18 protein-coding genes are annotated in these 21,350 nt (G+C 35.9%); 13 read left to right on the top strand and 5 right to left on the bottom strand.

Annotated elements, in window-relative coordinates:
* Nucleotides 1-236 precede the first annotated feature (236 nt).
* The 3 genes from BS34_RS0103315 (at nucleotide 237) to rlmB (ending at nucleotide 4,860) form a co-directional block, all read left to right on the top strand.
* Nucleotides 237-1,649 carry a dihydrolipoyl dehydrogenase gene (locus BS34_RS0103315; protein ID WP_029407130.1) on the top strand — a complete coding sequence of 471 codons (1,413 nt, stop codon included), beginning with the start codon at nucleotides 237-239 and terminating at the stop codon, nucleotides 1,647-1,649.
* A 111-nt stretch (nucleotides 1,650-1,760) separates the two neighbouring features.
* Nucleotides 1,761-4,094, top strand: a complete 2,334-nt coding sequence (rnr, locus tag BS34_RS0103320) for a ribonuclease R (protein WP_038126257.1) — start codon at nucleotides 1,761-1,763, stop codon at nucleotides 4,092-4,094.
* A gap of 10 nt (nucleotides 4,095-4,104) precedes the next feature.
* Nucleotides 4,105-4,860: a 23S rRNA (guanosine(2251)-2'-O)-methyltransferase RlmB gene (gene rlmB / locus BS34_RS0103325; protein WP_029407132.1), complete on the top strand. Its 756-nt coding sequence runs from the start codon at nucleotides 4,105-4,107 to the stop codon at nucleotides 4,858-4,860.
* Between the two features lie 457 nt (nucleotides 4,861-5,317).
* Here the strand turns inward: rlmB and BS34_RS0103330 are convergent, their stop codons facing one another.
* Nucleotides 5,318-6,511: a PfkB family carbohydrate kinase gene (locus BS34_RS0103330; RefSeq protein ID WP_029407133.1), complete on the bottom strand. Its 1,194-nt coding sequence runs from the start codon at nucleotides 6,509-6,511 to the stop codon at nucleotides 5,318-5,320.
* A 562-nt stretch (nucleotides 6,512-7,073) separates the two neighbouring features.
* Here BS34_RS0103330 and fnr point away from each other — a divergent pair.
* From fnr to BS34_RS0103370, 8 genes are all read left to right on the top strand, one after another.
* Complete coding sequence (gene fnr, locus BS34_RS0103335) at nucleotides 7,074-7,817, top strand: fumarate/nitrate reduction transcriptional regulator Fnr (RefSeq protein WP_038126258.1); 744 nt, start codon at nucleotides 7,074-7,076, stop codon at nucleotides 7,815-7,817.
* 298 nt (nucleotides 7,818-8,115) lie between these two features.
* Nucleotides 8,116-8,652 carry a peptidoglycan-associated lipoprotein Pal gene (pal, locus tag BS34_RS0103340; RefSeq protein WP_029407135.1) on the top strand — a complete coding sequence of 179 codons (537 nt, stop codon included), beginning with the start codon at nucleotides 8,116-8,118 and terminating at the stop codon, nucleotides 8,650-8,652.
* Nucleotides 8,653-8,903: 251 nt separating this feature from the next.
* A complete protein-coding gene (gene pepN, locus BS34_RS0103345) occupies nucleotides 8,904-11,546 on the top strand; it encodes an aminopeptidase N (protein WP_029407136.1) in 2,643 nt (880 codons plus the stop codon).
* Nucleotides 11,547-11,586: 40 nt separating this feature from the next.
* The gene (locus BS34_RS0103350; RefSeq protein ID WP_029407137.1) at nucleotides 11,587-13,029 is read left to right on the top strand and encodes a penicillin-binding protein activator; all 1,443 of its coding nucleotides are present in this window, start codon (nucleotides 11,587-11,589) and stop codon (nucleotides 13,027-13,029) included.
* A 146-nt stretch (nucleotides 13,030-13,175) separates the two neighbouring features.
* A complete protein-coding gene (locus tag BS34_RS0103355) occupies nucleotides 13,176-14,381 on the top strand; it encodes a hypothetical protein (RefSeq protein ID WP_029407138.1) in 1,206 nt (401 codons plus the stop codon).
* A gap of 22 nt (nucleotides 14,382-14,403) precedes the next feature.
* A complete protein-coding gene (locus tag BS34_RS0103360; RefSeq protein WP_038126259.1) occupies nucleotides 14,404-14,649 on the top strand; it encodes a hypothetical protein in 246 nt (81 codons plus the stop codon).
* A gap of 274 nt (nucleotides 14,650-14,923) precedes the next feature.
* Nucleotides 14,924-15,436 (top strand): LPP20 family lipoprotein, encoded by a 513-nt coding sequence (locus tag BS34_RS0103365; protein ID WP_051640658.1) that lies wholly within the window; start codon nucleotides 14,924-14,926, stop codon nucleotides 15,434-15,436.
* 75 nt (nucleotides 15,437-15,511) lie between these two features.
* Nucleotides 15,512-15,799, top strand: a complete 288-nt coding sequence (locus BS34_RS0103370; RefSeq protein WP_029407141.1) for a hypothetical protein — start codon at nucleotides 15,512-15,514, stop codon at nucleotides 15,797-15,799.
* A gap of 164 nt (nucleotides 15,800-15,963) precedes the next feature.
* Here the strand turns inward: BS34_RS0103370 and BS34_RS0103375 are convergent, their stop codons facing one another.
* The 4 genes from BS34_RS0103375 to flgA form a co-directional block, all read right to left on the bottom strand.
* A complete protein-coding gene (locus tag BS34_RS0103375) occupies nucleotides 15,964-16,548 on the bottom strand; it encodes a PilZ domain-containing protein (RefSeq protein WP_029407142.1) in 585 nt (194 codons plus the stop codon).
* Between the two features lie 202 nt (nucleotides 16,549-16,750).
* Nucleotides 16,751-17,245, bottom strand: coding sequence for a flagellar export chaperone FlgN (gene flgN, locus BS34_RS0103380; protein WP_029407143.1), 495 nt, complete (start codon nucleotides 17,243-17,245; stop codon nucleotides 16,751-16,753).
* A gap of 9 nt (nucleotides 17,246-17,254) precedes the next feature.
* Complete coding sequence (gene flgM / locus BS34_RS0103385; RefSeq protein ID WP_029407144.1) at nucleotides 17,255-17,560, bottom strand: flagellar biosynthesis anti-sigma factor FlgM; 306 nt, start codon at nucleotides 17,558-17,560, stop codon at nucleotides 17,255-17,257.
* A gap of 223 nt (nucleotides 17,561-17,783) precedes the next feature.
* Nucleotides 17,784-18,518, bottom strand: a complete 735-nt coding sequence (gene flgA, locus BS34_RS0103390; RefSeq protein WP_029407145.1) for a flagellar basal body P-ring formation chaperone FlgA — start codon at nucleotides 18,516-18,518, stop codon at nucleotides 17,784-17,786.
* Nucleotides 18,519-18,648: 130 nt separating this feature from the next.
* Here flgA and BS34_RS0103395 point away from each other — a divergent pair, with 130 nt between their 5' ends.
* Entirely contained in the window at nucleotides 18,649-19,620 is a 972-nt protein-coding gene (locus BS34_RS0103395; RefSeq protein ID WP_029407146.1) for a chemotaxis protein, read from the top strand.
* Between the two features lie 7 nt (nucleotides 19,621-19,627).
* On the top strand, nucleotides 19,628-20,995 hold the full coding sequence (locus BS34_RS0103400) for a hypothetical protein (protein WP_051640659.1): 1,368 nt from the start codon (nucleotides 19,628-19,630) through the stop codon (nucleotides 20,993-20,995).
* The last annotated feature ends 355 nt before the right edge of the window (nucleotides 20,996-21,350 follow it).

A 21,350-nucleotide genomic window follows, 5' to 3' on the forward strand; every position in this document is an offset into this window, starting at 1 on the left:
GTTAAAAACTCACAATAACAATCTTTTACCTAGGTTTTTTGAATTAAGCAGATTGTTTTAACTACATTTTTCTTTGAAGGTTATCTTGTGCAAAGGCCGCATATTCATGATAGAGAACAATTTTTTTCTAAACTTATTAGAAAACGCTTAAATAAAAACTTTGATAGTTTGCAATCTAGATACAATTGAATTTATGAATAAATTGAAATTGGTAATTAATTTTTGGGAGAGATGAAATGCGAAAAGTAAAATATGTAATTTTAGGTGCAGGTACTTCAGGTTTAACAGCATTAGGGATGATCCGTAAGCAAACTGATGACTTTGTGATAATTAATGGCGGGCCTCTTGGTACAACCTGTGCAAGAGTGGGGTGTATGCCCTCAAAAGCGATGATTCAATCGGCTAATACTTTTTATAATCGTTCTAAGCTAAATGAGTTTGGTATATCTGGTGGTGAAAGTTTAGAGGTCAATACTGAACAGGTTTTGCAAAGAGTTAGACGTTTACGTGATCGTTTTACTAAAGGCGTTCAAGCAGGTTCAACGGATGGTTTGTCTGAAGAGAACTTTATTGATGGTTATGCGAAATTTATTGGTCTAAACCTCTTGGAGGTAAATGGTCAACAGATTCAAGCAGAAAGAATTATTATTGCGACGGGTTCTCGTCCAGTTGTTCCTGGTCCATGGCAAGTTTTAGGCGATAAATTACTGACCAGTGATGAAATTTTTGAGTTAGAAACATTGCCTAAGCGTATCGCTATTGTTGGCCTGGGAATTATTGGTTTAGAGTTAGGGCAAGCGTTGTCTAGATTAGGTGTTGAAGTTGTTGGTATTGAAATGCAACATACCGTTGGTGGCTTAGCTTCCCCTAAGGCAATTGATAAAGCAATTGAGTTGTTTTCAAAAGAATTTGCAATACATTTAGGTGCTGCGGCCCAGTTAGAAACTACAGAGTCAGGTGTGTTGGTTAAATTTGGTGATAAATCATTTGAGGTTGATGCTGTTTTAGCTTCCTTAGGTCGACGTCCAAATATTGATTTACTAGATATTGAAAAAACCGGTGTAACGCTTAATCAAAGAGGAATGCCTAACTTTGATATTAATACGATGCAGATTGATGATACCACTATGTTTATTGCTGGAGATGTCAATGCATATCGTCCCATTTTGCATGAGGCAAGTCATGAAGGCAAAATAGCGACTCTTAATGCGATGAATTATCCAGAAATTAAGTCATTTGCTAGAAAAACCTCTTTAGGCGTGGCTTTTACAGACCCTGATATTGGATTTTTTGGTGCTAATTACCGAGATTTGGATTTAGATGAAGTTGTGGTTACAGACTTTAATTTAGAAAAAAATAATGGTCGGGCCATTGTTATGGCAGAAGATCACGGTGTAATTTGTTTGTTTGGAGATAAGGCCTCTCGCAAATTAATTGGTGGAGAAATCGTGATGCCACACGCTGAGCATATTACTCATTTATTAGGGTGGGCGGTGGAACAGCAAATGACAGTGTTAGATATTATTAAAATGCCTTTCTATCATCCTGTCTTAGAAGAGGCCGTAAAAGCTGCTCTTTATCAATTATATTCTCAGTTGTATTCTAAAGAGGAGAGAGGAATTGAGGCGGAATTAACACTATTAAAATAATTCGCTAACTATTTGTTATAATGGCGCCAATTTTTTTAAACCTAACGTTCTGAAAATTCTCACTGAGTGGAGTTTTAATAAGTGTTAATAGAAGAGCGTTATTAAATTTAGATGGTATTCGTGAGTAAAGAAAATACATCGGGTCAACAGGATCCACATGCACAGCGTGAAGCTGAAAAGTATGAAAACCCAATTCCAAGTCGTGAGTTTATCTTAGAAGCTTTAGAAGAGTCACAAAAGCCTTTAAGACTATATCAAATCGCTAAAGCTGTTGATGTTGATGAAGATGATGAAGAGCGTTTTGAAGCTTTATCGCGTCGAGTTAAGGCAATGGTTCGCGATGGTCAGCTGATTCGTAATCGTCGTGGCGCATTTGGTATTATTAAGAAGATGGATCTAATTAAAGGTCGTGTGCTTGGTCATCCAGATGGATATGGTTTTTTAGTTCCAGATGAAGGTGGTAAAGACCTTTTTCTTTCTGAGAAAGAAATGCATAAAGTTCTTCATGGCGATACTGTGATTGCATCGGTTATTGGTGAAGATCGACGTGGTCGTCAAGAAGGCGCTATTGTTGAAATTACAAGCCATAACACAACTCAAGTTTTAGGACGTCTAAATCATGAAGATGGGCTTTCATGGGTAAGACCAAACAATAATCGTCTAACTCAAGATGTGTTTATCCCTAATGATGGCTTGTTAGAAGCGCAAGAAGAGCAAGTTGTTTTGGTGGAAATACTTCATCAGCCCTCGGCTCGTTCTGGACCTATTGGTAAAATTATTGAAGTCGTTGGTGATTATATGGCGGCTGGAATGGAAATTGATTCGGCTATTCATGCGTACGGTATTCCAAATGAATGGTCTGCTGAACTTGAAGCAGAGTTGTCGTCAATTCCTGATGAAGTCACCGAAGCTGATTTAGAAGGTCGTAAAGATTTACGTGGTCTTCAATTGGTAACGATTGATGGCGCGGACACCAAAGATTTTGATGATGCGGTTTTTGCTAAGCGCCGAAAAAATGGTTGGCGTCTAGTGGTTGCGATTGCGGATGTTTCACATTATGTAAAACCTAATACGGAATTAGATAAAGAAGCATATAAGCGAGGAAATTCAGTTTACTTCCCACAACGTGTTGTGCCTATGTTGCCATCAAAGTTATCTGATGGGCTTTGTTCATTAAATCCTAAGGTTGATCGTCTATGTATGGTTGCTGATTTAGCCTTAACTGAAGATGGTAAGCTTGAGAGAAGTCAATTTTATCAAGCGGTCATGAACTCAAAAGCACGTTTAACGTACACTCAAGTTAACGATATACTTACTGATGAAAGCAGTGAATACCGTGAAGAGTTTGCTGAGCAAGTTCCTTTGTTACATGATTTACATGATCTTTATAAAGTGCTAAAAGTTGCTCGTGCTGAACGCGGTGCTTTAGAGTTTGAAACGACAGAAACTCGTATGGTTTTTGATGAAAATCGTAAAATTCAAGAAATTGTGCCTGTTGTTCGCAATGACGCTCACAAGTTAATTGAAGAGTGCATGTTAATGGCTAACGTCGCTACTGCTCGTTATTTAAAATGGCATAAAATGCCAATGCTGTACCGAGTGCATGAAAAGCCAATGGAAGAGCGTCTTAAGAATTTAAGAACTTTCTTAGGAGACTTTGGTCTTACGCTAGAAGGTGGTGATGAGCCAACAGCTCATGATTATGCTGATGTCGCGGCAAAGGTTGAAGGAGAATCTCACGAACACTTAGTTCAAACAGTCTTGTTGCGTAGTATGAATCAGGCTGTTTACCAACCTGAGAATAAGGGGCATTTTGGTCTAAACTATGAGCACTATGCTCACTTTACTTCTCCAATTCGTCGTTATCCTGATCTTCTTATTCATCGTGCAATCCGTCATGTATGGAGCAAAAAAGGCGTAGAAGCATTTGATTACAATGACAATCAAATGGTTGATCTAGGTCAGCACTGTTCTGATACAGAACGAAGAGCAGATGAAGCGACTCGTGATGCGGTAACCTTCTTGAAATGCGAATTTTTATCGCACCGAATTGGTGGCGAGTATGAAGCCGTTGTTTCTGCAGCGACTAACTTTGGCCTATTTGTAGAGTTACAACCGCTCTTTGTTGAGGGGTTGGTTCATATTACAGAGTTAGGTGAAGATTATTTCCACTATGATAACGCACGACATTGTTTAAAAGGTGAACGTACCGGTAAAGTGTATCGTTTAGGTGATCGCATTAGGGTTCAAGTTGCTCAGGTTAATTTAGATGACCGTAAAGTAGATTTGCGTTTTCTTGAAAGTTTAACTGAACATGAAGAGACAGATACGCCTCAGACAGATGAAGTTGCTGATACTGAAACGAATGAAGGTAAAAAGCCGGCTCGCAAAAAACGTTATAACCGTAAAAAGAAACGTTCTAGTTCTAAGTCAAAAGCAGACTAAGGATTAACGGATGAAGCAAGAAGTTATTTATGGTTTACATGCGGTTGAAAAGTTTATTAAACAATCACCGCAGTCGGTTTATACCATTAGTTTTTTGAAAGGACGTTTAAGTAATCGTCAACAAGCATTACATGACCAAGCTAAGTATCTTGGGTTAAATCTAGAGTTAGTGAGTAAATCTGCCTTCAATAAGGTAGATGGAAATCACCAGGGAGTGATGGCTACCGTCGCTAAGCAAGCTGATTTAACGGAGTCTGATTTAAAGGCTTTAGTTGAAGAAACCTCTAACCCCTTGTTTGTCTTTTTAGATGAAGTTCAAGACCCTCACAATTTAGGCGCTATTTTAAGAACAGCAGACGCTGTTGGTGTCCATGCTGTAATTATTCCTAAACATAACTCAGTTGGAATGAATGCAACCGTTCGAAAGGTGGCATCTGGTGCTGCAGACAACGTTAAGCTTATTGTAGTATCGAATTTAGTGCGAACACTTAAAGAGATGCAGCAAGCAGGTATGTGGATGATTGGTTTGGCTGGTGAAACAGACCAAACTATCTATGATCATGACTTGACTGGATCTATTGGCATTGTAATGGGAACAGAGGGGAGTGGTTTAAGACGCTTAACTCGTGAGGCTTGTGATCATTTGGCAGCTATTCCAATGGTTGGCGTGGTTGAAAGTTTAAATGTTTCAGTTGCCACTGGTGTGACGGTATATGAAGCTTTTAGACAGAGAGCTATTAAAGCTAAAAGTAAAGCTAAAAGTTAAATTTTGTCTTCTACAAATAGACATTTATTAAAAAAAGCTAAAACAAGCTACAACAAGCTAAAACATAGAATAATTTAAACCATAAAGAGACCTTTGCACGAGATAGGTGCGAAAGAAAAATAGGCGTAAGTACCCCTTGAGGGTAAAAAAATTGCCTGATTCTCGACTTACCCCTTCGGGCGTCGAGTTCTTCGTTTGCAGCGGAAAACGCAGGGAATAGCTAGCTATTCGCAAGTTGTCGCCCAACGGAAGTGCCCTTGGGGTGCAACAAAAATCAGGTGAATTTTTACCCTCAAGGGGCACCTAGAACCATTTTTACTCGTGCATACTCTCGTGCAAAGGTCTCATAAATAAGCATTTATAGAATTACCAGGCCTGGTTGTTTTATAAATGCTTTTTTATTTGCACATCGGTCTCATTAAGTCATCCAATAGGTCATCTATTAAGTCATCTTGAATTAAATTGTGTATATGTCACCATTATCATCAATTTTGATTGCAACACTTTTTAATGACTCATCCCAACATGGGCCATCAATGCATAAGCCATCTTCAATATTGAAGAAGGCATCGTGCACAGAGCATTTCATTGTTTTTTCAAATGGATTTACATCAATCTTATAAGCTTCGTTTAGGGGTACGTCTTGATGTGGGCAATTATTTATATAGCAACGTACACTGTCTTCGTATTTAATTAGCACTAAAGAGTCACCGTTTTCACTCGTGGTGACAAGTGTTTTCGCATTGCTTAACTGTTTGATGTTAGCTAAGGGTTTTTTAGTCTCTTGTTCTGCGATAATATTGTCTAACCCTGGTTGAAGGCATTTTTTAGCGGCCAGTTTACTTGCAAAAATAACAGAATCTTTTAAGCTTTTCTGCCCAATTAGAGAATGAATTAATGCGGCATTAAAGGTGTCTCCTGCTCCAAGAGTATCAATAACCGGGCTTACTTGCTCTGCTTCAATATGTTCTATATTTTGATTGATTGCTTTATACCAAACCCCTTTTGTTCCCCAAGTACAAACCATGTTTACGTTATCTAACGTAAGACTTTCTAGTAATTCTTGACCGTTGTTGAAGCCTTTTGCTTTAGCGTAATGATGCGAAAAAATGAGCAGGTTAACACTGGAAAACAAAGCCTCTATTCCATCCCTGGATTTTTCAACTTCTAGGGAGATAGGCTGGTGTGTTAGGAATGTTTTAGCAATATTTATCATGCCAGGTAATTGAGTTGTGTTGCGACCTTCAAAGTGTAACCAGTCATATTCTTCAATTTCAATTTTTGCAAAGAAATCAAAGCTTAGTTCTGGTAAATCACGATAATGAACAATCGTCCGATGCCCATTTTGAGCATTGAGAGTCACAAAGGAGGTGGGGGTTCTACCTTTAATGAATTTTTGGGTATGTTCTGTAGAAATATTTCTTTGATTAAGGCCTGCTATGAGTTGTTTTGATTCGTTGTCCGCAGCGACTGTGGTGCAAATTTCGGTTTGATGTCCTAGTTGATTAAGCACATATAAGGTGTTATTGATATTTCCGCCTGTCTCTACGTCTTTGTTTTGAGCACGTAACTCTTCATCTTCTTGTGGATGATGGTCTACAGTTAAGATAATATCAAGGACTGCATTTCCTATACCTAAAATTTTAGACATCTAATATTTACCGATAATTTTTATTATAAGGCTGGTTGAGCTGATTGGTTAAGCAGCACGTTTTTCTTAGCTTGAATTTTAACATAGCTCTAAAAACCTTGCTTTATCATGTGTTTTCAAAATAAAAGTGAATAAAGTAAAAAAAAGCTTGACATGAAAATAGAGCGACTTAAATTTTAATAGTTATATTTTGGTTTATTTTTGTTTTATAAGTAATTGATATTTAATGTTTAAGTGTGTTTTTATTGAAGTTGTAATAAGTGCGGCTTTTCTAAGAATTCTTTTCCACAAAACCTGTGGATAACTTTGTGTGTAAAGTTAATAAAGGTGCCTTAAGTTCTTTATATTAGCTATAAAATATTAAACTGCTTAAAAAATAAGCAGTAAGGTTTTGTTGTGAATTATAGAGAATTACAGACTCTATTTTATGGAGTCATTAACAGAATATCGGTAAATGATTTTGAGATATAGATGACAAACAAAATAAAAGATATACAATTATTGATTCAAAATAATAAATTGAGCGATTAGTTATTCGCCGTAAATATTCATTAGGCTATGTATGAGTGAAATTAAATCTGCATTTAACGCAAGTTGTTTAAATTGTGGTTTGCAAAAAATATGTTTTCCAACGGGATTACTAAAAAGTGATATTGATCGTCTTGATGATATTGTTGACAGAAAATCCCCACTTAAAAAAAACCAGCATCTTTATGAAACTGGTCAGCAGTTTTCATCTATTTATGCTATCCGAGCAGGTGTCATAAAATTATATTCATATTCAGATCATGGTGAAGAAATTGTTCATGGATTTTACTTACCTGGAGATGTAGTTGGATTTGATGGTTTAGTTGATAAACAGTATTTATATAATGCGATTGCTTTAGATACCACGAGTATTTGTAATTTACCGTTTGACGAATTAAGTGAGCTTTCATTAAAAATACCTAATCTTAATCAGCAGCTTTTAACAGTAATGAGCAAAAAAATGCAAGAAGGAAGAATGCATTCTGAGCTCTTAGTAAAACGTAATGCAGATCAAAGAGTCGCTCAGTTTGTTTGGAATATGGCTAATCGTTATAAAAACCGTGGATATGGGTATGACGAATTTCGTCTAAGTATTTTGCATAGAGATGTTGCACTTTATTTAGGTTTAACGCCTGAAACAGTCTCCCGAATTTTGGCTAAATTTAATGCAGAAAAAATTGTGAGCTGGAAGAAAAAAGAAGTCATTATTTATAATGAAAAGAAATTGAAAAATATTGCGGGCATAAATGATTGTGATATTTGTAAAGAAGTGGGTTAATTGATTTCAATCAATATCTAAAATTATTGACTATGTTGTAATCAATTTATGGAAACGTTTGTAATTGGATTTACGCTTTCATAATGTAGCCCGTTTCCCCGGCGTTTAGCCGGGGTCTTTTTCAACTCGTTCTTGAGTTGCTTGTCTAAGTTTTCATAATGACAAAGTATCATTTTTAAATTTAAATATTTTCTTCAATCCCTAAAAAAATCTCAAATTCTTCATTTTATCTCTAGCGTTTTTAATATAATTAGGTGTATTATTAAGTATAAGTTTTTTTAATTTAGGGAATAAAGCCATGTCTTTTAGAAGCATCTCACAATTATTTTTAGTTGGTTTTTTAGGTTTTGCATTAGTGGGTTGTAGTTCTACACCCAAAATGGATGATGACAACAGTAAAGAAATGGCATCAAGTCAAGTTGATGCAGATATTGCAGCAGCAAAACTTGCCGCAGCTGAAAAAGCAGCCGCTGATTTAGCTGCAAAAAAATCTGAGCTTAAAGCCATGATTGATGGTAAAGCCGTTCATTTTGATTTTGATATGTCAGATATCCGACCTAGTGATTATGCGTTAATTAAAGCTCATGCAGATTATATGGCGCTTGAATCAGGTTCTTCTATTACGGTAAGTGGTTATGGTGATGAGCGTGGAACACGTGAATATAACTTAGCGCTTGGTGAACGTCGTGCTAATGCGGTTAAAAATGCTTTGGTTGCTGAAGGTGTAAGCCCAAGTCGTATTTCAGTTATTAGCTTTGGTGAAGACAATCCGGTTGCTGAAGGACATAATGAAAATGCGTGGGCTAAAAACCGTCGTGCAGAATTCAAATACTAATTTTTAATTAAATTAGGCCGTTACCAAAAGCCTTTCTGTTTAAGCAGGAAGGCTTTTTTGTTTTTAAAACTATCTGTTTTAATGTTTTGGTATAAGAACTGTTAATTTGAATATTAGCAACTATTACCAATAGAGACCTTTGCAACTATTTTATGTAGAAACCGTTTAAGAAATATATTTATCCCCAGAGAACTTTATTTGAGCATATTCTCGAGTAATACTCTCTATATCTTGTGTGAGCTGAATCCAATATGAATAATCAAAGTCCTATAGAACACTTCCTGAAAGACTACAAAACTCCAGATTTTAAAATAGAGAAAATATTTTTAGAATTTAATTTAGCGGCTATGAATACCCGTGTTTCTAACACAATGCAGGTTCTAAATGTGTCTAATCAGACACAAATGGTGTTGGACGGAGAGGGTTTACAGCTGGTCTCAGTTGTTGTTAATAAGCAAAACATTACAGATGAATGTAAGCAGAATAGTGAGAGCTTAACCATTCCTTGTATTGGTTTAGAATCATTTGAGTTGAAAATTGTTACTCAGATTGAACCTGAAAACAATACCGCCTTAGAAGGGCTTTATAGAACAAGTGGTAATTACTGTACTCAGTGTGAAGCGCAAGGTTTTAGAAAGATAACCTATTTTTTAGATCGTCCAGATGTGTTAACGCTGTTTACAACAAAAATTATTGCGGATAAAAATGAAAATTCGGTATTACTTTCCAATGGTAATTTAATTGAGTCAGGTGATTTAGATAACAACCGACATTATGCGGTTTGGGAAGACCCATTTAAAAAACCGTGTTATTTGTTTGCTCTTGTTGCAGGAAATTTAGAATATATTCAGGATACTTTCCATACTCAAGATGGCAGAGCTGTAGACTTACGAATTTATGTAGAGCCTAAAAATATCGATAAATGCCAACATGCTATGGACTCTTTAATTAAGTCAATGAAGTGGGATGAAACGCGTTTTGGTCTAGTCTATGACTTAGATATTTATATGGTTGTTGCGGTTGATGACTTTAATATGGGAGCCATGGAAAACAAGGGATTAAATGTTTTTAATTCAAAATTTGTTTTAGCTAAACCTGAGACAGCAACAGACGTTGATTATGAGGGGATTGAAGCCGTTATTGGGCATGAGTATTTTCATAACTGGACAGGGAACCGAGTCACTTGTCGAGATTGGTTTCAGTTAACGCTTAAAGAAGGCTTAACGGTTTTTAGAGATCAAGAGTTTACTGCTGACATGCTTTCTCCTTCAGTTAAACGTATTGATGATGTAAAGCGTTTGCGTAGTAATCAATTTCCAGAAGATGCCGGTCCAATGTCTCATCCTATTCAGCCGCAATCTTATATTGAAATGAATAATTTCTATACGATGACGGTTTATGAAAAAGGGGCAGAAGTGGTTCGGCTTTACCATACTTTGCTAGGAGAAAAGGGCTTTAGAAAAGGGATGGATTTGTATTTTTCTCGTCATGATGGTCAAGCGGTTACAGTTGAAGATTTTAGAAATGCTATGGGGGATGCCAACGATATTGACTTATCGCAATTACATCAATGGTATCTACAAAGTGGTACCCCCGTTCTAAACGTTAAAACCGACTATGAGTTTGCAACAAAAGAATTTACGATAACTTTGTCACAAAGTATTCCAAAGTTAAAAGATGAATTTAAACCATTACTCATACCGGTAAAAATCGCACTATTTTCTAATGAAGGTGAGGCTTTAAGTTTTGATATTTCTTCTGAAGATAAAGCAAATACAATAGTCAAAGGAACAGAGGTAACTCTAAAACTTACCTCAAAAACAGAACAGTTTAGGTTTAAGAATGTTGAATCCAATCCAGTTGTTTCTTTGTTAAGAGGTTTTTCAGCTCCCGTTATTTTGGAGTATGAACAAAGCGATCAGGATTTAGCAGGATTGGCTCGTTTTGATTCGGATAGTTTTAATCGCTGGGAGTCCATGCAAACCTTAGCTTTAAGAGAGATTAAACACAATATTCATTTGTATGAAGAGGGTCAACCTCTGACGGTTTCTGATACCTTTAAAAAAGCATTTAATAGTGTTTTGCTAGATGTTAATGTTGACAAGGCACTTAAGGCTCTTGCTTTAACACTTCCAGATTTAACGTATATTGGAGAACAGTATCAACAGTTAAATGTTGATGCAATCTATCACGTTCAACGTTGGTTAAAGCAAGCGATTGCTACTTTGTTTGAGCAGGAACTTTTTGGCCTATATACGCAATTAAATCAAGCTCTAACAAAGTATCAATACAACAAAGAAGATATTGCAATCCGTAAACTTAAAAAGGTTTGTTTAGATTATTTGTTGTTATTACCAAATCAAATTCAACTAGGTAAGCAACAATTTTCACAAAGTCAAAATATGACTGATGTTTTAGCAGCACTAGAAGCTTTATCGCATACAGATAGTCGAGAAAGAGAGGTTTGCTTAAGCGCTTTTTATGACAAATGGAAAGACGATACTTTAGTGTTAGATAAATGGTTTAGTTTGCAAGCAGGTTCGCACCATATTCATTCGCTTCAGCATGTTAGAGAGTTGGTTAACCATAAGGATTTCAAATACACTAACCCAAACCGCGTGAGAAGTGTTTTGGGAGTATTTGGACGTTTGAATATGTTAGGTTTTCACCAAAAAGAGGGTGAAGGTTATCGTTTCTTAGCGGAACAAGTGATTAAGTTAGATAATCTTAATCCCCAGGTTGCAGCTAGAATTGTGGCTCCTTTTACTCATTGGCAACGATATGATTCTGAAAGACAAGAACTCATGAAGCAAGCATTAAAAAGAATCCTTGAGACTGAAAACCTTTCAAAAGATGTATATGAAATTGTTTCAAAATCTTTAAATGTTTCTTAATGGACGCAGATTCGGATGATATGTTTAAGCATGAGGATATATGAAAAAAACTCTTAATATTATTCTCGCTATGGTAATGACTTTGCCACTGGCAAGCTTTGCCTATGCTGAAGAATGGGATGAGTTTTTTCGTGATAGTGAGCCTAAAAGTTTAATTGATCTTGGAGTAGGTAAGTCTCAGCCTCAAAATAAAGTTGAAAGTCAGCAACGTTTACAGCAAGTCAGTCGTCTGGATCAAGAGATTTTGATCTTGCGAGCAGAAATGTCGAAACAAAATGGAGACTATAAGCAGGTTGCTCAATATTTAAAACAAATCAAAAAACAATTCATTATTCCCGCTTTTCAAAAAAGGGTAGATCGATTAGAGGCTTATTTATCAAATCTACCCCAGTCTCCTTCATTATTGTCGGTCTTTTCATTTTCTAAAAATATTGATTTTCCAATGCATGACCCTAGCGCAGTTGTCGCCATTGTTTTACCGACAAGTGGACGTTATGAACGTGTTGGCCTTGCATTACAAAATGCTTTGCAGAGCTCTCTTAATGAGGCGGGCTTTAAAGGAAAGCTAGTGGCTTTAGATTCTAATTTATATTCCACCGCATTTGATTTGTGGGAAATTCTTAAATACTACGAACCAGATTTTATTTTTGGACCGATGCAAAAAAATAAAATTCAACAGTGGCAAGAATTAGAGACGGGAGTTGCGACGCTTTATTTTAATGAAACTGAACATTTAGCCAGAAATGAATACAGTCTTGCACCAAGTAAAATAGCGGGTCTAGAACAAGTTTTTCAGGTTTTGAATCAAGCTCAGTATCAAAATATTATGGTTCTTAGAGGTAATGATGAAACTTCTGAAAACGTTGAGCGAGCATTTAACCAGGCCTGGTTAGAATTCAATCATTCTCAGGGATATATCTTACAAACCATTAATAAAACGGTAGGGCAATCCATTGATATTGGGTTAAAGGTTCAAGAATCCAAAGATAGGCATAGATGGTTGCAGTCGGTTTTAAATCAAAAATTGGTCTTTAAGCCCAGAGTCCGTCAAGATATTGAAGCAATCATCTCTTTTGTACCTGAAACCAAAGCGATTCAAGTTGCACCGTATTTAGATTTCTTAAATTCTCCAGTAGATATAGCCCATATATGGTATCCAACCAAAACGCCCAATGCCAACTACTTAAAAGAAAATATTGATGCATGGTCACAAACATTTGTAATTTTACCTATCTCATTAGGCGGCAGTTTAGAAAAACAACCGCCTAGCACTTCAAAAAATAAAAATGGCCTGTTTTATGCTTTAGGAAAGATGGCTATAGAAATTGTCAAAAATCCGAGTATCTCCTCTACGGTAGATACTTTGATCGATACTAGGTTTGGAACTTATGTTCGAGACGCTAATGGACAATTTTCCCTATTGCCAACTGTTTATTGGGCAGATAACGGCATCTTTGAAAAGTTTTCTATTCAACCAGAATAGATTTGAAGCTTTTTATTTCGTATCGCTCACAATGACTAAGATTGAGTTTTATTAGTTAATTTTTTCATTATTTATTTTTTACTTAAATTAAGTTTTTACATAATTTTATTTTTTAAATAATGAAAAAGTTGTTAAGGAATTAATGCGTGGCTGAGCAAGACGATACATTTGACCCTAATGATCTAGAAAGTATTGATGCTTTATTGGATGAGGCTGAGCTAGAGGCTGTCTCTGAAGAATCAGATGATGACCCTGTTCTAGAATCACCAGAGCTTGATACAGTTGATGATTTACCTGATATGGAAGAGTTGGCCGATGAATCGACTGATCTTCCTGATGAAAGTAATGAAAGTGATGACATTCTTGATTCATTAGAAGGTTTAGATTTAGAGGACGAGCCAGAGGTGGTTGATGTTTCTGAACCAAAGGAAGCAGAGGTTGTTGAAGAGCCTGAACCTGTTGTTGAAACAGATAATATCGTTCCGAATGTTGCTGAGAAAAAAGTAGCAGCGGTTGATAATACCGATGAATTTTTAGAAAAACGTGCAAGTGCTCAAGTAGCACAAAACTCCAATATGGCGGCAGAAGATATGGATTCTATAAAAAAACTTATCATAATTTTTGGTTCAGTTTTAAGTGTACTGGCTTTGTCTGGTATCGGAATTGGTTTATGGGGAGCATTAGCGGCTTCCTCTGCAGGAATGGATGAGGAAACCTTAACATTAATTGAATCTATAAAAGTCTCTTCTGAGGGTAATAATGAACGAATTCATGATGTTGATAAAACGGCTCAATCTGTAGAAAAGAAATTAGATGCAATTAACTTTCAAATAGAACAATTAGTTGCAGATATGGCGAAAACAAGTTCTGGAACGGATGGACATAATAATGAAATTATTGATCCTTTAGGACTTGGGGGGCATCAGGATTCCCACGCAACAGAGAAAACAGGAAATGATTCTCATAATGCACAGAATACTCATGCGGTGAAAACCACTCATGATTCACATGCAATGAATACTAATAGTCATACCCAGACAGCACCACCTTCTTTACCAGCGGTGGCGGCGGAAAATCCAGAGTTAATGAAAAAAGTAACTTCGGTTAATTATAAATTAATCAAGGCACAACGCCGAATTGATGAAGTGAATGGTCGCGTTAAAAAAATTCAAGATCAATATAAAGCGTTAATGCAAAGTATTAAAACAGTTGAAAAGCAGGTTTTAGTTGAACAAGCTGAAAAGGCTAAAAAGCAAGCCGCGATGAAAGAAGCGAAAGAAAAAAATCGATATCAATATTCTGCTCCAGATGCGGCATTTTATGACCAGTCGGTTACGGATTCTTATCCATAGTTAAGATTTGTGAGTATTGCTTATGAAATTGAAATGGTTGTTATTAATGCTTGCTTTGCAAGTGGGGTTGAGTGCTTGTAGCTCAAAACCTGTAAAAATAGCTAAAAATGCATTGATGAATGTTGGTGAAGATGTAGGTTTGATTGAGAAATCAGTTATGAAAGTTCCCGATTATTATTCAACCAAGCCGTTACCTAAAAAATATGAACCCGGTGTTAAGTACAATTTAAAAGACTTAAATTGTTCTGAGACACAAAATAAATGTTAATCAATTTAAAGAGATCTTTGCATACGAGGTGGCTGAACGAATAAAAAATGGATAAAAACCAACTGATTGTTGTTTGAATACTTGCCTATAGCTTGCTATTAATAGCTATTAACTATGTTTTTCGACTAAATCAGACAATTTTTACCAAATTTTTTTCGCGCCCATCTCGTGCAAAGGTCTCTAAAAAACAGTTTTGAGTAAATAGTGGAGTGTAAGACCATGAAAAAGAAATTATTTGTAATTGCTGGAGTAGCAGCTAGCAGCTAGTAGCTTAGTGTTATCTGGGTGTATTCAGATTAAGTCAGATGAACCCGCGTCAGCGGCTAATGTTCCTCAGCCAATAATGGTTGAGACTAAACCTGTTATGGCTGAAGCAACACCTGTTGCTCCCGCTCAAAAGCCAGAGCTGTTAAAAGTAACGGGTATTGGTTATGGTGCTGAAAGTACTTTTGCTGCTTATACACCAGGTCAACGCCGTTTAATGGCTATTAGATCTTCCAAGTTAGATGCATACAGAGCTCTTGCCGAGCAGTTATATGGTATTAAAATTGATAGTAATACTTCTGTATCAACCTTAACCGCCAAAAATGATAGTTTTCGTGCTCGAGTCAATGCGGTTGTTAAGGGGGCTAGAGTAGTAAGCGTGACGCCTATGGCAGATAGAAACTACGAGACTGTTTTAGAAGTTTATGTAGACAAAAAATTCTTTGAACAAGCCTTTGTTTATACCGCATCTAAAGCCTCTATAGTAGAACCTGAACAGGCTTATAAAGTAAGCTCTTATTAAAGAGTTACCAGGCCTGGTTACTAATGAATTGGTCAATTAGTTGATTAGGTTTGAGTACGCTAGATTGAGGTCATTATGATTTTAAAAAAAATCTTGATAGCAACCATTTTATCGCTATTTGTTTGGCAAGGAGTTGCCGATGCGGCAAGTATTAGTACTAGAGTTAGAATACTTGAAAGCAAAGTCGCTAAGCAGGACAAGCAAATTAGAGCCTCGACTCAGTCACAAAAAAATAGTGAAGTGAAGGTTGATAAAAGCTTGGCTAAGATGCGAGCTTTAGAGAAAAAATTATCAAAACTGTTAAAAAAAGATGATAAAAAGAAGGTTTTTGAACGTTCTGATAAACGCTATGCTTTTCCATAAAACTAGATTTTTGGACTTTAGTCTATAATTTTGCAGATAAAATTTTTACTCAAAATAAAACCCCGATTTATATCGGGGTTTTTTATGCTTTAACAAGAGCGATGCTTAATAAATATGATTTTTATCGCATAGGGAGTTAGAAGCAGAAGAGAGGATAATTGCGGTTATTTTTTAAGCTCTTTATTACGTTTCTTTTGCGCAAATTCAATTTCTTTTGCTTGAATAAAATAGACAAGTTTCCGTCGGTCATCTTCAGCTAAATTTTGGTAAGAAAGTGCAATGGTCGAGCCTTCTGAACCATCTGAGATAGGTGCAACACTGATAACGTCGCAGCGAACTAAAATAGGGGTTTCATTTGGAAGTGGTTTAATCAGTAAATCAATCTTATCTGATAATTTAACGTTCTCTTCTACATCAATAGCAATTCCACCACCACTCAAGTTTACCAAGCGCTGAGGAATCGCTCTAGTTAGTTGCCTTTCATCAATTGTTTGTAAAAGAAAGTTGATCTTACTATTCATTGCGGTCAATGCTGTTGCTAGCACTGAACTTTTTTGATTAATATGAGAAATAACTTCGTTTATTTGCTCATCAAGTTGAGACAAATTTTCCATGAAATATTCTTCAATATATTTTGAATCAGGTGTACTGGGAAGAAGTGTTTCAGATGCTTGTTCTAACGATAAAATACGATAGCTACAAGGCATAATGACATCAATTCGGTAATAAGAGCGTTGGTCTTTACGCATAAATCTTCTCTCTAGTCATCACACAAGGTGTGATTATGTATTAATAATGTTTTTTGGTTAGTTTATACAAATAACGTAACGAATGAAAATTCTTTAGAATATTTTATGAATTTATAAGCAGTAAATGAGCCAATGGCCAAGTAAATCGTTAAAATAGAGAAGAATGAGGGAGTATTATTGACTAAGGGAAAAGAGTGAATTGTTAGGCTTTACCCAGTGAGCTTTGATAACCAGAGCGAGTTTTCTCTCCGCTTGAGCTATAGAGTTTCGCATCATCTTTTGGCTTACCAGACATTAAATCTAAAGCATGTTGATTGATATTACTTAGCATTTGAATAGACATTCCATTGGCTAAATTTTTATCATGACAATTTTGAATTAATTTAATTAAAGCTAGGGTGTTGTTTTGAATCTCTGTAGGTAGGGTATTAAAAATTGAAGAATCTGGCAGAGAGTCTAGGGTGACATTGCTTTTTTCAAGCATTGAATTGAGTGTTTGGTTTTTTTCTTCAATTTGATTTGCTAAATCACTTTTATGAGAGCTTGCATCAATAAGTTGCTGAGTTAGATTTTTTTTAATAGCTTCTGTTTCAAGGTCTAGAGTATTCAAAAATTGATTTAAAAGTTGAGTCATTGACTCTGTTTGTGAGGAAAACAGATTCATGTCAAATTCGCTTGGCTCAATTCTTGAATTCATTATTATCAACTAGGCTTTAGCAAACAATGCTTCAGTTTGAATCAGTTTTTCGGCAACCTTTTGAGAGTCAACTTGATAAGACCCATCGTTAATTGCAGCTTTTAGAGCAGCAATTTTTTCAGAGTTATCAACATTAACATCTTGAGATTTAGTTTCAAGTTCACGAGCTTGTGATAAAAAATCGGTTAAAGTGACCTTGTCTGTAGAGTTTGGGGTGGCAGTGTTGACACGCTCATCAATCTCTTTAGCGGGTGCTTTTGGCTGGTCGTTAGAACGACTAGGTAGAACACCTGTTGTTAAGTTTTTAATATCCATTTTAATGGCCTCACACCTGATATTTTGTTTATGTTAACCGTAATTTAACGTCTTCTATTATATGTATCGGTAAAAAAAAGAAAAGCTTTAGTAAAAGTTTACACTTTTTTTAAATTTATTTTCTTTGTGTAAACTGCACGGGAGCGGATGTTTCCTTTTTATATATTGTTTTAATGTTTCTATCATATTGTTATGTCGTTATGAGCTGTCAAATTTATGGCTTCTATGGAACTAATACTGTATTCGGAGCAACAACTATGCCTTTAATGGTTTTTTTAGAGGAATTGTTTTTTATAGAGACTTGTTCATCCACGACAGCATTTTTTAAAGCCGTTCCTGTTGTTTTAACTTCAATTTCACCAATACGAGTGATGATATTTACTTGTTGATTTTTAAAAACCCAATATGGAGGCTGCAAATCTCTAATTCTTAATACTTGATTGGGTGCTATTGATTTTTTAGCTCGCATACCAATTGCTTTTGAAATATTTACCATGCTACCTGAAGGTATTTTTTTATAGTGAATAAGTACTTGTTTTACATCCTCTTCTTTTATAACGGCTTTTTTTAGAATTCCTTGAGTGGAGATAACAACGGGCTGTTTTCCGTTAACGGTAACGGGGACATAAACACGCCAATTTGGATTTAAGCAAACAGCGCTAATCGTCATTCTACCGGTTACTCTATCTAAATTTTTGTCCTCAATTTGAATTTTCCCTAGACAAGGTTTTAATCTTGTTTCAGGGGAGAGTTTTCTGAGTTGAATGGTAGGTTCAAATATTTTTTGGTCAATTTTTTGCTTTACATGCTGGGTAACCAAGTCGTGGATTTCATCGATAGATTGAAATGCAGTACTTTTGTCTTGGTAAAGATTCGCTTTGGGGCTAGCAATGCTGCTTTTGCTAAACGTCACAAGAAGCAATGAGATAATGGTAAATAGATAAATCGAATTTTTCATATGAACAGTCTAACATGGGCGTAAAATTCTTTGAAAGAACTGTTGTTATTAAATCAATAAGATATACTCATTTTGCGTTGAGTTAAATAAGTTAATGCATAAAAATAAAACGAAATAAGGTGACGTTAACATGTCGAGCTTTTTAAAAGGTGTTGATCAAAGGACTTCTTTGGCAGGTATGAACCGAATGGAGCTGTTACTTTTTACAATTAAGGGTCAGCAGTTGTTTGGAATAAATGTATTTAAAGTTCGTGAAGTGATTCGGACGCCTCATATTTCTAGCGTACCTAAAGCGGACTCAAGGGTAGTTGGTGTGTCAGATATTCGTGGGCAGACGATGCCAATGATTGACTTGGCAAAAGCTTTAGATCTTGAGCCTATTGACCCAAATAACTACTCTAATAGCTTAACTATCGTGACCGAGTTTAATAGTTCTGTTCAAGGGTTTTTAGTTGAAGATGTTGATCGGATTGTACATTTACGTTGGGAAGATATTTTGCCACCACCTGATAGTTTGCTGAATGTTAATTATTTAACAGGTATTACTCGTGCGCAAGAGCAAATAGTGCAAATTGTTGATGTCGAAAAAGTTTTAGCGGAAATCTCTGGTTTAAGTGATGATAGTTCTGATGAATTTATAAACAGCCATGTTGATAAGACGGCCGGGCATGACTATTTTGTATTAGGTGCAGATGATTCTTCAGTAGCTCGTAGCCAACTAAAGGGGATTCTAGATAAAATGGGCATTGCTAATAAGATTTTAAATAACGGTAAGTTAGCATTAGAATTTTTACAAAAATGGGCTGATGATGCTGAAAAAGGAATTTCTCCAAGGGTTTCGGATCGAATTTTGATGGTAATCTCTGACATTGAAATGCCTGAAATGGATGGTTATACGCTTACCACGAATATACGAAAAGATGACCGTTTAAAAGATTTGTTTGTTGTTTTAAACTCTTCACTCAGTGGAGGGTTTAACGAATCTTTAACCGATAAAGTAGGAGCAAATGTGTTTTTATCTAAGTGGCATTCAGATGAGTTAGCCAATGTTATTGTTCAACGAATTGAAGAGGTCAGTAAGGCTTCTATAAAACAGGCATAGAGTTCGTATGAAATATCCTTTAGTATTTTTTATATTAGCTTTATTTTTTTCGCATAGCGTTTTATCCGCAAGCATTGATAAAGAATGTATTGATAACCCAAATAGACCCGAAATGTGTGCTGAACCTGATTATGGAGATATTGATCAGGCTGAGAGTACGGCTAGTTTCGCTCAGGAGAAAGATGATAGTCATTTAACGTCTAACAAGGGATTTTCTGACGAAGGTTCCTGCGTTGTGGTTAAGGGCATCGCTTCTTCCAAAGAAGTAAGTGAAGCGTTTGCTAGAAAAATGGCAATTAGAGATGCTTTGCAACAAGCCAGTTTACAAAATAATGCGGTGGTAAAGACTGATCAATCTGTTGAGTCTTATCAGTTAACCTTAGATTCTGCACGTTTTACTTCATCTAGTAAGATTAAAAGCTTTACGGTTTTAAAAGAAGGGTATGAAGAACCAGTAGATAAATATGGTGCCACTAAAAAATTACCGTTAAATTATGAAGTGACGATGAATGTCTGTCTTACTGAAGAAAGAGGTGTTTGTGCGAATATACCCGGTAACCAATATCAACCCCGTTTAGCGATTGCTCCGGTGGTTTTTCCGCACGCTTATCAAGCTAATGATGTTTCAAATCTTTTAAATGGTTATCAGTTAGAGCTGGATAGACGAGTGCGCAATCAAGGTTATAAAAACTATTCTTTATTACATCAAGTGGTTGACATTCAGCCCAATGTTCAAGTTTCTCCAAATCTCGATCCTGAATTAATATCGACCATTAGAGATAATACCGGAGCACAATATTTGCTGTTAACGGTTATTCGGTCAATGTCATCGCACTCTGAGGATGGAATTAAAAATAACGTTAAACGTTTTTATAATTTGCAGGTTCAAGATAATACACGTTATATAGAGGCCGATTGGTATATGGTGGATTTGATTCGTAATGAAATTGTTCACCAATCGCGAGGCGGATTTGATGTTGAAGGTGACGTAAGGGTTGGTCGTGATAAACCATTTGGAACGAATGCTTTTTTTGCTACAGATACGGGTAAGGTTTTTCACGCATTACTTGAGCAAGAAGTAACCGATGCCATTGATTATTTACATTGTAAACCCTTTGAAAGCCAAGTGATTGATGTGCGTGATGGAGAATATGTTATTTATTTAAGTGCGAATTCAGGGGCAAAAGTTGGAGATGACCTTGCGGTTTATCATAAAACCGGAAGACCTGTGCGTTTTAATGGTTTAGTGCTAGGAACGGACATGGTTCCTGGAGCATTTCTTAAAATTAAACGAATTATGCCAAGATTTGCTGTCGCTGAACTGACGGCTAAAAAAGGATTGGTTCAAGTGGGAGATACGGTTAAGACTTGGTAGTTTTTAATCATTCTTAAGCGTATTAACATAAACATAAAACATAAACATATAAAATAAATTAAGCCGCTTTTGAGCGGTTTTTTTGTGTGTCTATTTTGGTATTGTCAAAGTTATCAGGCCTGGTAATTAATTTTTATTTTTTTAAGTTTATGATAATTATACTGTTTTTTATAGGGCGGCAATTTTTTCCTCTTTTTTTCACTTTTTTATTAAAGTTTTCATAATTCTGCCGATAACTGCAGCTTTTTATAAAACTTTAGACGTTTTTTAGGGGAAATGTTAAAAAATCTTAATCTTGGCATTGCTGTTGCTAAATCAACCTTAAATATTAAGAGGTGTCAAAAAACACTCACTG

This window comes from Thiomicrorhabdus sp. Milos-T2 (assembly GCF_000702325.1).
In the GTDB taxonomy this organism is placed as follows: domain Bacteria; phylum Pseudomonadota; class Gammaproteobacteria; order Thiomicrospirales; family Thiomicrospiraceae; genus Thiomicrorhabdus.